The following is a 12481-nucleotide window of genomic DNA, read 5'->3' as shown; positions in this document are numbered from 1 at the left end:
GTCCGGTCGGGCGTCCTATGCTGATTCCGACGCCGGGAGAACGCCCATGCCGCAGTCGACCTTTGCCTACGTCACCTACATCCGCACCACGCCCGAGAGGCTGTGGCACGCCCTGACCGATGCCGATTCCATCCGGCAGTACTGGTTCGGCATGCGCTGCGAAAGCCAGTGGACGGCCGGCGCTTCCTGGAAGCTGGTATCCGGCGACGGCGTGATCTTCGATGACGGCGAGATCATCGAAGCCGAGCCGCTACGGCGTCTGGTGATCCGCTGGCAACACCAGACCAAACCCGAACTCAAGGCGGAAGGCCCGTCGCTCTGCACGATGGCACTGGAGCCCAGCAGCACGGCGGTCAAGCTCACGCTCACGCACACCATCGGGCGCGAACCTTCCAAGCTGATCGAGGCAGTCTCCGGCGGCTGGCCGAAGATCCTCTCCAACCTCAAGTCGTTGCTGGAAACAGGCGCCATCGCTCTGGAGGAAGCCTATCCGCCCGAGAACACCCAGGCGCAAAAAGGCGTGAGTGACAGGCCATGAAAAAGGGCGCGCCTTCCAAGGAAAGGTGCGCCCTCGTCATTGCAGGTTCAGGCGATCAGTCTTCGTCCGCAACGATGTTGCCGCGACGACCGAAGCCGTGCAGCGGGTCGATACGCTCAACGCGTTCCAACGCTGCATACGGGTCTTCCAGCTGCGCGTGCGCGCCAAAGGCGTGCATGGTACGGCGACGCTCCGATGCGCGGCCAGCCACTTGCGTCGGCGCACGCCCATGCACCACCGCACTCACGCCGCCGTAGTGGCGCGCCATGCCCGGGCGCATCGCAAACGATGCCGGCTCGGGCGGCTCCACCCAGTCGTTGCGGCCCAGCCGGCCGCGGTAACCGAAGCGGTGGAAACCAGCCGCTTCAGCGGTGATGGTGTCGGCGGCCTTCACGACTTCGCGGCGCTGCGGTACGTGTTGCGTCTGCGGTGCAGGCTCGGCAGCGCGAGCCAACGAGGGCTCGGTGCGGTCAGCTCGATCGACGACGATGACTTCGTTGGCCGAAAGCACCGGTTCATCCGGGTCATATTCCGGGCTGCGCGTAAACGGCGTGGCGGGCGCAGCGGTGCCGGCAGGTGCCGGGCGGCCGCTCCATTCCTGCCACGAGCGCACATGGGTGATGTCGCCGTCGTCGTCATGGTCGACCACCAGCAGGCGCGTGTTGCGCGGGCGCTGCCAGGCCGTCTGCTGAGCATGCAGCGCGGCGCGTGAAGCTGCCGCAGTGGGCGTGAGTGTGGACGCAGGTGCGGGCGCCTTGGTGCGCGTCATTTTGCTGCGGATGGCGCGGTCCAGGCGCGAGAGGATCAGCCACACCACCAGCACCCCGCCCATGCCAGCAATGATGTTGCCGTACAGGCGCAGTTGCTCGAACGGCAGGCCGCTCGGCCCCACGCTGCTGATGGAATACCCCACATACAAGCCCAGCAGCCCCCAGATCGAGATCACAAGCACCGGCCGGAAGATGCGGAACCACAGCACGTGGTGCACGGTGCCGACAACACCCTTGTCCGAGAACGACTGTCGGATCGAGTTGCGCGAAACGTCAATGACAAGTGCGGTCATGGCGAATTCCCCTGTTGTTGTACGCCCCGGTCGGGGCTGGTCCAGCGGGCGCGGGCGCGCGTGCGCTGGAAGGCGACGGCCGGAAAACCGACCACCGTGGTGATGAGGTTGAGAATCCAGAACGCCACCGGATACCAGACGGTATCGACGAAGTAGCGCAGGATGCCGTCGTCGTAGCGGCGGTCGATAAAGCAGCCTACCGCCAATTGCAGCACGCACGTGATGAACAGCAATGTGCCGTGCCAGCGCGGGAAGGCTTCCATGCGCCACTCGGGCGGCATGGTGATGAAGAAACCCGCAACCGACCATGTGATGACGAACAGCATGTTGTACGCCCACACAACCGACAGCGCGTACTCAAAGAAGATCGGCCACATCATCGATTGCCGCAGGCTCAGCATGGCCGGCGCGTACTTGATCAGCGCCTGGATGCCACCCTTAGCCCAGCGCAGGCGCTGCTTGTAGAGCCCGCGGAAGGTCTCGGGCATCAGGATCCACGACAGCGCACGCGGCTCGTAGCGGATCATCCAGCCGCCCACCTGCAGCTTCCAGCTGATGTCGATGTCTTCGGTGAGCATGTCGTTGCTCCAATAGCCCACCTCTTCGATCGCGCGCTTGCGAAACATCACGACCACACCTGACACCGTCAGCAAACGCCCGTAAATCTGCTGCGTGCGCTTGATGAGCCCCACGATCGACGAGAACTCACCCACCTGCATGCGCCCCAGCAACGTGGAACGCGTGCGAATGCGCGGGTTGCCCGTCACCGCGCCCATGGTTGGGTTGTCCAACAGGTGCCGGATCATCCAGGCAATGGCGTCCACGTCGAGGATGGAGTCGCCGTCGATGCACATCAGGTACTCGGCGTCCGTGACTTGCGCGGCGGTGGTGAGGCCAATCGCCTTGCCCTGGTTGGACGCCTGATGGATCACCAGCAACTGCGGGTACTGCGCAGCAAGCTCGTTCAGGCGCTCGCCGGTGCGGTCGGAACTGCCGTCGTTGACAGCGATGATGTCGAAGTTCGGATACCGCATGCGGGCAAGGTGGCTGATCACCTCGCGCACGTTGGCCTCCTCGTTGTAGCAAGGCACGATGATCGACACCTTGGGGTAGCTCTTCACCCCCAGCAGCGCCAGCGGATGCTGCACGTTCCCGGTACCGCGTTCCAGCAGGAAGTAATGCAGCAGCCCCCCGATCATCCAGAAATACGACATGAAGAACGGGTAGTAGAAGACGAAACCGGACACCCAGCGTTTAGCGACGAGCAAGTCCATGTCAGCCTCCCGCCTTGTTGTTGGCCGCGTTGTTGGCCGACGCAGAGCCCGCCGCGGCCTCGGTTGCTACCGGGCTCTTGCTTGCCGGTGCCGCCGGTGCCTCCTGGGCGCTGGGGGGTTGCGTCTTCGGCAACGCGCCATCGATCTTCTCTGCGCTGGGCGGCGCCTTGCGCGTTTCGATATAGCTCTTGAGCGACATCACATCGCGCAGCACCTCGGTGTCGGGCCGTCCGGCAATGAAGTCATCCGGGTAGTAGCCATAGTTGAGGGCACCGGCGGCGCGCAGGTGGCTCATCTGCTCGTGCAGCTCAGCGCTCGGGATCGGCTTATCTTTGTTGCGCCAGTCCACCGCCTGCAGCTCGAAGATGGTCTTGCGCAAGCCGTCCTTGTGCTTGGCCACGGCGGCGGTCAGCTTCTTCATCCAGTCCTTCGGGTCGCGGGCTTCTTCCATGTAGGGCATGGCCTCCAGCGCAACGTAGTCGTAGGCCTGCAGGAAGTCGTCATAGTTCTGCGCCGTCCAGGTCTCGGCCTTCGGGTCAAGCACGGGGCCGGAGAAGATGTTGCGCGCGGTCAGCATGTCGCGGCCGTTCTGGTAGCCCTGCGCCACCGCGATCAGCTCGTGCGAGAAGGCGATCAGCGCAGCGGTCTTGCCGCGCGTCCACTTCTGCATCAACTCGGGCGACTGACGGATCTGGTTGATGTCACCCGGCAGACCCATCGCCTGGTAGGCCTTGAGTGCAGCGGGGCTGGCGTCTTCATAGTCGTCGAGCACGCCGTCGTCGTGGAAGAGAATGCCGTCGATGATGGCGTTCTTGGCCAGGTCCTCGTAGATGTCGCTGATCATCTTGCGGGCTTCCGGATCAAACGGCGACAGGCGCGGCGGCTTGATCGTGCCTGGCTTCTGCGGTGCGCCCGGCAAGGACTGCACGAGGTGCGTGGCGGCGGGGTTGTTGGCCGGCAGCTTGAACGACAGCATCGGCAACCAGGCGTACACCTCCACCCTTGCACGCGTCTTCAACTGCCACGACACGCGTGAGAAGAGGTCGGCACGCATCGGCATGTGGCGGTTCGGGAAGTACACGGAATCGACCGCGCCGTTGCCCTTCGGGTCCGCATAGGCCTGCAGGTAGACCGCCCGCGGCGCCAGGTCCCTGATGCGGTCGATCAGCTTGCCGAGGTTGGCCTCCTGCTGCTTCGGGTCGGGGTCATAGATGTAATCCATGTCGACCTGCACGACGCGCTGCACGGGGTTGATCTCACCGTGGTGGGTGACCGGTTCACGCAGCGAGCGCTCCAGGTTGCCGGTGGTGGTGTCGTAGCCCATCAGGCTGCGGCGGATGGCGGTGAGCGGCACGTCCGGCGTGTTCGGACCCGGCTCCAGCGTGAGCATGTACTTCAGGCCCACGTTGGCGGCTTCCTGGTCGAGCATCAGGTTGTGCGCACCGTACGGCCACACCACGGTCTGCACCTTGGCACCGATGTTTTTCTGGATGATGTCGACACTGCGCTGCAGGTCATCACGCACGCGCTTGCGATACTCGTCGTCGTTCTCATACCGGCCCAGCTTGGCCAGGTATTGGTGCGTACCGGCAGCCGGCAGCTCGTTGCCCTGCGGATTGGCCAGGATGCCGTGGTGCATGTCATGCGTGTGAGTGCCGAATTCCGCCAGGCCCGAGGCCTGCATCTCACGAATCTGCTGCCAGTTCATGAAGAAATCACGGTCGACGATCTGCTTGTCCGACAGCTTGATCTTGGCGCCCTGGGGCGCGTTGGTCCACTCCGTCACCAGCCCGAACACGGCAGGGAATCGGAACTGCTTGAGCAGCGGAAAGACCTTCGAGTAATGGCTCTCGTAGCCGTCATCAAACGTCAGCAGGATCGGGCGCTTGGGCAGCGGCTTGCCGCCGCGGCGCGCTTCATCAATCTGCGCCAGCGTGACCGGGTGGTAGCCGTTGGACTGCAGCCAGCTGAACATGTTGGTGAGCGCCTTGGTGTCGATGGCAAACGCATCGGGCAGCGTCTCGAAGCTGGCGCGCAGGTTGTCGCGAATGTCGTGGAAACACAGCACGCGGAAGGTCTTGCCGTCGTCCGGATCGGGCTTGGGCAGAAAGTCCACCTGCAGGGCAGCGGCCGGACGGACGGCGGCGACCAGCGTCAGCGCCGCAATCAAGACCATCCAGCCGAAGAATCGTCGCAATGACGTTTGTCGAAGTGCTCGCATAGGCCTGTTGTGCACCAATCAGAGAGGAATATTGAGGTTCAGATAGAGGAACTTGCGGTTCTCAGGCTGACCGTCATAGCGATGGCGCCCGTAACCGATCCCATATGAGATCTGCGTCTTGCGGTTGATCTGCCAGACGTGCTCAAGCCGTGCCTCATACATCGGGCTGTTGCCGAACGACTGCTGGTTGTACATACCGCCGGTCAAGTAGACGCGTTGCGTAAACGACTTGTCGGCATAGCGCCAGGGTGTCCATGACCAGATGGCAGTGGCGGTGCCGCTGTAGTCGCGTGATGGGCTGAAGTAGTTCAGGCCCGTCATGGTGTTGGTACTGGTATCGGCTCCCAACAGCACGCCCACCGTGTGGCGCGGCGAGGTGAATACCTGCTGATAGAAGTTCGCAGCCACGCGCTTGCGGAAGTTGTCGTCTGAATAGCGCGACATGCCGTACGTCAACGATGCGTAGCGCGTTTCATCCCACGTGTAGCGCACGTTGCCCGACACCGTCTTGCCGGTCACGCCCACCTGGTACGCCTTGTAGGGCACCTCCAGGTCATCGGTGGTGACCAGACCCGAGACCTTCCAGTGGTCGCTCGGCATCCAGGTGGCATCCAGCGTGCCGCCGGTCTTGCCGGCCGAGCCGACCGATTGGTGCACCTCGCCGTTCACCTCCACGCCGGTGTCGAACCACTGCAGGCCCGCGCCGTTGCGTACACGGCTTTGCGATGTGCCATCAAACTGCGCACGCCCCGCAAAGTTGTCGAAGAACAGTCGATAGTGGTCAGAGAACGGGCCGCTATAGACCTTGGTATTGACGCCGTACTCGTTGTTGGCAAACACCGAGTTGCCCTTGTCCGCCGTGGACTGGATGATCAGCTGCGGGCTCTGATAGACATCCAGGTCCTTGTTCAGCGCATGGATGGAGCCGTTTTCAGGAAAGCGATCGCCCAGCCCGTTGGCGACATCCTTGGCGGTCTTGAGATCATCCACCGCAAGCGATGCACGCCCGTAGCCCGACACCACGCTCAGATCGTCCGGGTGTTCTGCCAGCGCGGTCTTGTACATCTCCCGCGAGCGGTACGGCTCGGCCTGCACCATGGCACCGTCGGCGCGCGCACTCACCAGCGAGGCGGAGAACGGCGCTTCATGCCGCCACTTGTCCATCTCGGCAATCCCCTGGTGCGTACGGCCTGTCAGCACCAGGTACTGCGCCTCAAGACGCTTCACGCGCGAATAGTCCGGGTTGGGCGTGCCGGCTTCCGGCGCCAGGCGCACATATTCCGGGTTGTCGGCCTTCATTTTGTCGAGCAGCGCACGGGCATCTTCAAAGCGGCCGGTGTCCAGCATCGCGTAGAACAAGCCTTCCTGTACGTCGCCGGTTTCGATCTCGCCGGGGCCGGCGTCCTTCAATGCCTGCGAGTAGGCAGCGGCAGCCTTGTCGGGCGTATCGAGAAACGCATACGCATCACCCGCCGCCACGCGCGTGTAGGCCGGCACCTTGCCCGACTGCGACATCTCTTCGTAACGCTTGACGGCATCCTTCATGCGCCCGCGTGAAGCCAGCGCCACCACCTCGTCGGCGACGATCTCCTGGCGGAACTCGGCGTTCTCCTTCGTATCGGGCACCTTCTTGATCAGCGCCTCGATCTCTGCAACTGCCTGGTCGATGATGACGAAGCGCTCGGGCCCCTGGATGGACTTCAACTGCTGATGCCCCCAGCGGATGCGCTGTGCCGCAGCGGCATGATCGACGTGCCACGACTCGGCTTCCGTGAACCAATCGGGGTGCTCGCGCAAGTGTTCTTGCGCCAGCGTGGCGGCGCCTTCGCGCGCCTCGCGCTGGACTTCGTTGCGGAAGGCCTCGCGGTCGGTCGGCATCGGGCCGGCCGGGGCGTTCTCCGGCTGGTTGGCGGTGGAGTGCGTGGCCGCAGCGTTGGCAGCTTCTGGCGAGACCTGCAGCGGCTCCAGCGTGCCCGGCCCCTGGGCACTTGGGCCTGTGGGTGCAACCGGAGCAGCCTGTGCGGCGTCAGGCGACTGCACGCCCGGCGGCAGGATCACCGTGGGCGACGGCGGCGGCGCGGGCGGGGCAGCAGGTGCCGCCATGTCAGCGCCTGGCACGGGCGACGGGGCCTGCTGCGCAGGCGCCGCCGGCATCGCGGACGTGGCATCGGCCGGAGCGGGTTGCTGGGCTTGCGCCACCAACATGGCGTTGGCGGGCGAAGCGGGCAGACCGCTCGATCCGGTCGGCGCGGCAACCGCTGTGGTGCTGCCGTTCAGTTCAGCGAGTTCTGCGTCGATCAGGTTGCGCGTTGCGGTGTGCGAAGCCTCGCTGGTGGTGGCCGCGGCCTGCGCGACCATCGGCACGGTGCCGACCAGCACGACCGTGGCGGCCGCAATTGCGCACCTGCGCGGGTGCCAGACCGGCGCCGTACCTGCACACGGCTGGCTCAAGAGAGTTGGCTCGTAGGGGTTCATGTTGTTTTGGTGTCCGGTAAGCGGCGCGCACGTGCATACGTGCGTCGGCCGCGTGATGTGGGGATCGGACCCTGGGGACCAGAGCGTGTCAGCCCAGGCGGGCCGTGCCGTTGGCAGTGCGCACAAGCGTGCGTGGTGGTTTGGCAGGCGCCACGCCGCCAAAGGCGCGTGTCATGGCAGCCCAGCGCGATTCAGCACCGTGATCCGGCATGGCAACACGGGGCGCCGTCATCACAGCATCAGCAACTGCAGCGGCCGCAGGCAGCGAAGCGCGCGACGGAGCGGCCGCTGTCTGCACGAACACGGCCTCGTCCTCCTGCACAGTGGCCGAGGTTTCGCCAGGCGCCATGACACTCCCCTGCAATTCAAGCGGAATGCCCAGGCGCATGGCGGCGTACACGGCCTCGCTCTTGTTGCGCACGTTCAGGCGGCGATACAGCGTGCATGCATGCGTCTTGACGGTGGCTTCTGAAATGCCGAGCAGACGGCCAACCCCCTTGACCGAGTGCCCGCGCGACAGCAGCACCAGCACTTCGTACTGGCGCAGCGATACATTCAGCCGCTGCGCAGCTTCCGACGCATCGAGCGCGAGCATCGTCACGGCCGTGGCAGCCGGGCGCGGCATCAGTGCCGGATACGACTGGCCGCCCGCCAGCACCAGCTGCAACGTGGCCAGCAGCACTTCGGGCGGCTGCGATTTGGCGACATAGGCGTCCACCCCGCACGTCATGGCAACGTGCGCCTCTTCAGCCGACTGGCGGGCTGCCAGCAGCACAACGCGGCTGGCCTCGCTGCAGACGATGGCCTCGCGCAGTTGAGCGGTGTCGACCGGTGCATCGGCCTCGTCCAGGCCGATGACGAGCAGATCAGCCTGCTGTTCGACGGCATGCACATCGCCCGGCTCGCCAACCGGCAAGACAGGGGCGACGACTTCCAGACCCAGGGTGGGATGCGCGAGCAATTGCGCAAGTCCGGCTCGCAGCAACGGATGATTCTCCAGCAGGACTGCTTTCATGGTTTCCTCGTTTTCTGGTGAAGCGATTCCGGCCGAGCGCGTACCGAGCCTGCCGCGGCAGGCATGCACGTGCGCGTAGTCGACCGTTGAAACCCCGGGACCGTCCGAGAGAAGCGCCCTGCCGCTGGCAAGCGCAGATGCGCCAGCAGTGGAGAAGCGAAGTGCGAATGCCGTGGATTGATCCGGATCCGCTTATGGGAAGAACGTTGTGTGCGTGAGGCGCCAAGCGCTTGCTCACGCAGAATGACCGCACGACATTGAGCAAGCATCGGGCCAGAACCGTGCAACGCAACATCTGCTTACACTCTCGGCACAAAACCGACCGGTCGGAAAGCGATTGAAACCTGCTGTGGCAAAGGCTCAATGGCCTGCAGCTTCGTTTGCTGCACTGCCGCGTGCGCACCCTATTTCTGTAACCGGATGGTTACGACTTCAGGACGAGTGGCGAATGCGTGCTCGTGCCGTCGGTCGACAACTGAACGTTTTTACAACCTGTTTTAAAACTTACCAAGCAAGAGAGGCCGGCGCCGCTTGGTCACGGCAGCATGTGTTGCCGGCAGCGCGGAGGTGAGGTATGCGCAGGGCCGCTCAGGGCTTACGACGCATCACAAAGAGGAAGAGGCTATCGATGGCGCCCACCATGAAGATCAGGCCCGCAGCCGTGTGGAGCATCCACGCGCCATCTGAAAACGGCAGCGAGATCGAGGTGTGCGGAATGGCTCCCACCACGGCAGCCGCCACGGACATACGCACTACCGGCACCCACCATGTGCGCTGAGCAGGTGGCGGATCGTCATGATGACGCGGCGCCGGATTGGGCGAAGCAGAACGCTCGTCGGGCGTCGGACAGGGCATGCGGCGGGGGCAGGAAGTGGCGGGCATGCTGCATTGTTGGACACAACTTGTCCGACCGATACTGGGAACAGCCCCGCACATCCGGCCTATTTCTGCCGACTGCGGGGCATGTGCTCAATGCGCCAGATGCGCGAGGTTCTTCAGCATGTCGGCCGTCATCTCTGCCACGCCGTATTCAGGCTTCCAGCCCCAGTCGCGCCGTGCAACGGAATCGTCAATCGAGTTGGGCCAGCTTGCGGCAATCGCCTGACGGAAATCCGGCGCATACGCCACTTCAAACGACGGGCGATGCTGGCGGATTTCGGCGGCCAGTTCTGCCGGCGTAAAGCTCACGCCCGCCAGGTTGTAGCTGCCACGCTCGGTAATGTGCTCGGCCGGGGCTTCCATCAGCTCAATGGTGGCGCGTACGGCGTCAGGCATGTACATCATGGGCAAGGCTTCGTCGCTCTCCAGGAAGCACGTGTAGCGCTCGCCCTTCACAGCGGAGTGGAAGATGTCGATGGCGTAGTCTGTGGTGCCGCCGCCCGGCGCGGTCTTGTACGAGATCAGCCCCGGATAGCGCAGGCTGCGCACGTCGATGCCGTGGTGTTCGAAATACCAGCGGCACCAGCCCTCGCCCGCCAGCTTGGAGATGCCGTAGACGGTCTTGGGCTCCATGACCGTGCTCTGCGGCGTGTTGTCTGCAGGCGTGGTCGGGCCAAAGGCGGCAATCGAACTCGGCCAGAAGATGCGCTCGATGTTGTGCTGGCGCGCGGCCTCCAGCACGTTCAGCAGACCGTTCATGTTGAGCTGCCAGCCCCACGTGGGCGATTGTTCGGCCGCCGCAGAAAGCGCCGCCGCCAAGTGGTAGATCTGCGTGATGCCGTGGCGCTCGATGATCTCGCGCAATTGGCCGCGATCGGTCACGTCGAGCATTTCGTGGCGGATCTGCGGGTGGCGGCCCTTGGGCACCATGTCGCTGGTCACCACGTTGCCGGTGCCGTAGCGCTCGGCCAGCGCTGCAGCCAGCTCCGTCCCCAACTGCCCGTTGGCGCCGATGATGAGGATGCGCGGCGCCGCACTCGTGCTGCTGCTCATCAGATGATCCCCAGTTCCTTGCCGGCGGTTTCAAACGCCTTGAGTGCCGCATCGAGTTGCGCGCGTTCATGCACCGCGCTGATCTGCACGCGAATACGCGCCTGCCCCTTGGGCACCACCGGGTAGAAGAAGCCGATCACATACACACCCAGCTCCAGCAGGCGTTTGGACAGCGCCTGTGCCTTGGGCGCGTCGTACACCATGATCGGCACGATGGGGTGGTCACCCGGTTTGATGTCAAAGCCCAGTTCGACGATCTTGCGGCGGAAGTACTGCGCGCTGTCTTCCAGCTTGTCGCGCAGCGATGTGTCGGCTTCCAGCAAGTCCAGCACCTTGATCGACGCCCCAACGATGGACGGTGCCACCGTGTTCGAGAACAGATACGGCCGCGAGCGCTGGCGCAGCAGCGCCACCACTTCCTTGCGTGCGCTGGTGAAACCACCCGACGCACCGCCCAGGCCCTTGCCCAGCGTGCCGGTAATGATGTCGATCTTGCCGAACACGCCGCGGTGCTCGTGCGAGCCGCGCCCGCGCTTGCCCAGGAAGCCCGTGGCATGGCATTCGTCGATACCGAGCAACGCCCCGAATTCATCGCAGATGGCACGAATCTCATCCAGCCGCGCGATGGTGCCATCCATCGAGAACACGCCATCGGTAAAGACCAACTTGAAGCGCGCACCCGCTGCATCGGCAGCCTTCAGTTGTTCGCGCAGATCATCCAGGTCGTTGTGCTTGTAGCGATAGCGGCGGGCCTTACACAGGCGGATACCATCGATGATGGACGCGTGGTTCAGCTCATCGCTGATCACCGCATCGTCCGGCCCGAACAGCGTCTCGAACAAGCCGCCGTTGGCATCGAACGCCGAGCCGTAGAGGATGGTGTCTTCCGTGCCAAGAAACTTCGCCAGCCGCGCTTCCAGCGTCTTGTGCAGATCCTGCGTGCCGCAGATGAAGCGCACAGAGCTGAGGCCAAAGCCGTGCGAGTCCAGCGCCTCATGCGCGGCCTTCAGCACCTCGGGGTGCGACGACAAACCCAGGTAGTTGTTGGCACAGAGGTTGATGACCTCCTTGCCGTCGGCCGTGCGGATCACGCTGCCCTGCGGCGAGGTGATGATGCGCTCGGTCTTGTACAGACCGGCCTCTTCGATGGCTTCCAGTTCGTGGCGGATGTTGGCGTAGAAAGCCTCGATCGAAGCCCCTGTCGAAGCATTGCCTGCCGTTGTCCCCATGGTGCTCCTCCTGTAGACTGCGTTGATCGATAAATCGAACAAGTTCGATATATCGAATAATTTGTTCAATTTACAAGATACCATCCGATGGCACAAGCCCCTGCCACCCGTCCGTTTGAAGAAGGGCTAGCTGACGGCCCACCGGCCGTTGGCGCCAAGCTGCAAGTGCTGCGTCAGGCACGCAAGCTGTCGCTGGACGAACTCTCGCGCCGCGCCGGCGTGTCCAAATCGATGCTCTCGCAGGTTGAGCGCAACCTTGCCAACCCAACCGTGGCCGTGCTGTGGCGCTTGGCAACTGCGCTGGGTGTGGGGCTGGCGGATTTCCTCTCACCCGAAGGTGCTGCGGATGCGGCACCGTCCGTGACGGTCATCCCGGCTCACTCCATCCCAGTCATCAAAAGCCCGGATGGCAAGTGCGAATTGAAGATTCTTGGGCCGGTGGACCTGGCCGCACGCTTCGAGTGGTATGAACTGACGATCCAGCCGGGCGGTGTGCTGGCGTCAGAACCCCATGAGGTGGGGACAAAGGAGCACCTATCGGTGCTCAGCGGCACGCTGACGGTGCAATCCGGGTCGAGCGAGAAAAAGGTACGGCACGGAGAATCCGCGCGCTACCCGGCGGACGTGCAGCACGCGATTTCGAATGCGGGGAAGACGGTGGCGACGGCGTTGCTGGTGGTGGAGTGTGCGCAGTAGTAACAACAGTGCAGCATCCGCCAGCACTGATCAGCAAT

10 protein-coding genes are annotated in these 12481 nt (G+C 63.9%); 2 read left to right on the top strand and 8 right to left on the bottom strand.

Features of this window, described 5'->3' with window-relative positions:
• Nucleotides 1–46: 46 nt before the first annotated feature.
• On the top strand, nt 47–538 hold the full coding sequence (locus tag ACS13N_RS22470) for an SRPBCC family protein (protein WP_438933807.1): 492 nt from the start codon (nt 47–49) through the stop codon (nt 536–538).
• A 55-nt stretch (nt 539–593) separates the two neighbouring features.
• Here the strand turns inward: ACS13N_RS22470 and ACS13N_RS22465 are convergent, their stop codons facing one another.
• From ACS13N_RS22465 to kbl, 8 genes are all read right to left on the bottom strand, one after another.
• Nucleotides 594–1601, bottom strand: coding sequence for a poly-beta-1,6-N-acetyl-D-glucosamine biosynthesis protein PgaD (locus tag ACS13N_RS22465; protein WP_438933806.1), 1008 nt, complete (start codon nt 1599–1601; stop codon nt 594–596).
• On the bottom strand, nt 1598–2875 hold the full coding sequence (gene pgaC, locus ACS13N_RS22460; protein ID WP_438933805.1) for a poly-beta-1,6-N-acetyl-D-glucosamine synthase: 1278 nt from the start codon (nt 2873–2875) through the stop codon (nt 1598–1600). The genes ACS13N_RS22465 and pgaC overlap by 4 nt, the downstream gene beginning before the upstream one ends.
• Nucleotide 2876: 1 nt before the next feature.
• A complete protein-coding gene (gene pgaB, locus ACS13N_RS22455) occupies nt 2877–5096 on the bottom strand; it encodes a poly-beta-1,6-N-acetyl-D-glucosamine N-deacetylase PgaB (RefSeq protein WP_438933804.1) in 2220 nt (739 codons plus the stop codon).
• Nucleotides 5097–5114: 18 nt separating this feature from the next.
• Nucleotides 5115–7571 carry a poly-beta-1,6 N-acetyl-D-glucosamine export porin PgaA gene (gene pgaA, locus ACS13N_RS22450; RefSeq protein WP_438933803.1) on the bottom strand — a complete coding sequence of 819 codons (2457 nt, stop codon included), beginning with the start codon at nt 7569–7571 and terminating at the stop codon, nt 5115–5117.
• Between the two features lie 88 nt (nt 7572–7659).
• On the bottom strand, nt 7660–8586 hold the full coding sequence (locus tag ACS13N_RS22445) for a LuxR C-terminal-related transcriptional regulator (protein WP_438933802.1): 927 nt from the start codon (nt 8584–8586) through the stop codon (nt 7660–7662).
• A 588-nt stretch (nt 8587–9174) separates the two neighbouring features.
• Nucleotides 9175–9468 carry a hypothetical protein gene (locus tag ACS13N_RS22440; protein WP_438933801.1) on the bottom strand — a complete coding sequence of 98 codons (294 nt, stop codon included), beginning with the start codon at nt 9466–9468 and terminating at the stop codon, nt 9175–9177.
• 87 nt (nt 9469–9555) lie between these two features.
• A complete protein-coding gene (locus tag ACS13N_RS22435) occupies nt 9556–10518 on the bottom strand; it encodes an NAD-dependent epimerase/dehydratase family protein (protein ID WP_438933800.1) in 963 nt (320 codons plus the stop codon).
• Nucleotides 10518–11747: a glycine C-acetyltransferase gene (gene kbl / locus ACS13N_RS22430; protein WP_438933799.1), complete on the bottom strand. Its 1230-nt coding sequence runs from the start codon at nt 11745–11747 to the stop codon at nt 10518–10520. Before kbl ends, ACS13N_RS22435 begins: the two co-directional genes overlap by 1 nt.
• Before the next feature lie 87 nt (nt 11748–11834).
• Between kbl and ACS13N_RS22425 the strand changes: the two genes are divergently transcribed.
• On the top strand, nt 11835–12443 hold the full coding sequence (locus ACS13N_RS22425) for a helix-turn-helix domain-containing protein (RefSeq protein ID WP_438933798.1): 609 nt from the start codon (nt 11835–11837) through the stop codon (nt 12441–12443).
• The last annotated feature ends 38 nt before the right edge of the window (nt 12444–12481 follow it).

The organism is Ralstonia sp. 24A2 (assembly GCF_051783885.1).
Taxonomy (GTDB): Bacteria; Pseudomonadota; Gammaproteobacteria; order Burkholderiales; family Burkholderiaceae; genus Ralstonia.
This window is presented reverse-complemented; position numbering and strand designations above follow the sequence as displayed.

Excerpts from the sequence above, each read along its gene's own strand:
- kbl (WP_438933799.1), bottom strand. The coding sequence starts at position 11,747 with ATGGGGACAACGGCAGGCAATGCTTCGACAGGGGCTTCGATCGAGGCT.
- ACS13N_RS22440 (WP_438933801.1), bottom strand. The coding sequence starts at position 9,468 with ATGCCCGCCACTTCCTGCCCCCGCCGCATGCCCTGTCCGACGCCCGAC.
- pgaA (WP_438933803.1), bottom strand. The coding sequence starts at position 7,571 with ATGAACCCCTACGAGCCAACTCTCTTGAGCCAGCCGTGTGCAGGTACG.
- ACS13N_RS22435 (WP_438933800.1), bottom strand. The coding sequence starts at position 10,518 with ATGAGCAGCAGCACGAGTGCGGCGCCGCGCATCCTCATCATCGGCGCC.
- pgaC (WP_438933805.1), bottom strand. The coding sequence starts at position 2,875 with ATGGACTTGCTCGTCGCTAAACGCTGGGTGTCCGGTTTCGTCTTCTAC.
- pgaB (WP_438933804.1), bottom strand. The coding sequence starts at position 5,096 with ATGCGAGCACTTCGACAAACGTCATTGCGACGATTCTTCGGCTGGATG.
- ACS13N_RS22465 (WP_438933806.1), bottom strand. The coding sequence starts at position 1,601 with ATGACCGCACTTGTCATTGACGTTTCGCGCAACTCGATCCGACAGTCG.
- ACS13N_RS22470 (WP_438933807.1), top strand. The coding sequence starts at position 47 with ATGCCGCAGTCGACCTTTGCCTACGTCACCTACATCCGCACCACGCCC.
- ACS13N_RS22425 (WP_438933798.1), top strand. The coding sequence starts at position 11,835 with ATGGCACAAGCCCCTGCCACCCGTCCGTTTGAAGAAGGGCTAGCTGAC.
- ACS13N_RS22445 (WP_438933802.1), bottom strand. The coding sequence starts at position 8,586 with ATGAAAGCAGTCCTGCTGGAGAATCATCCGTTGCTGCGAGCCGGACTT.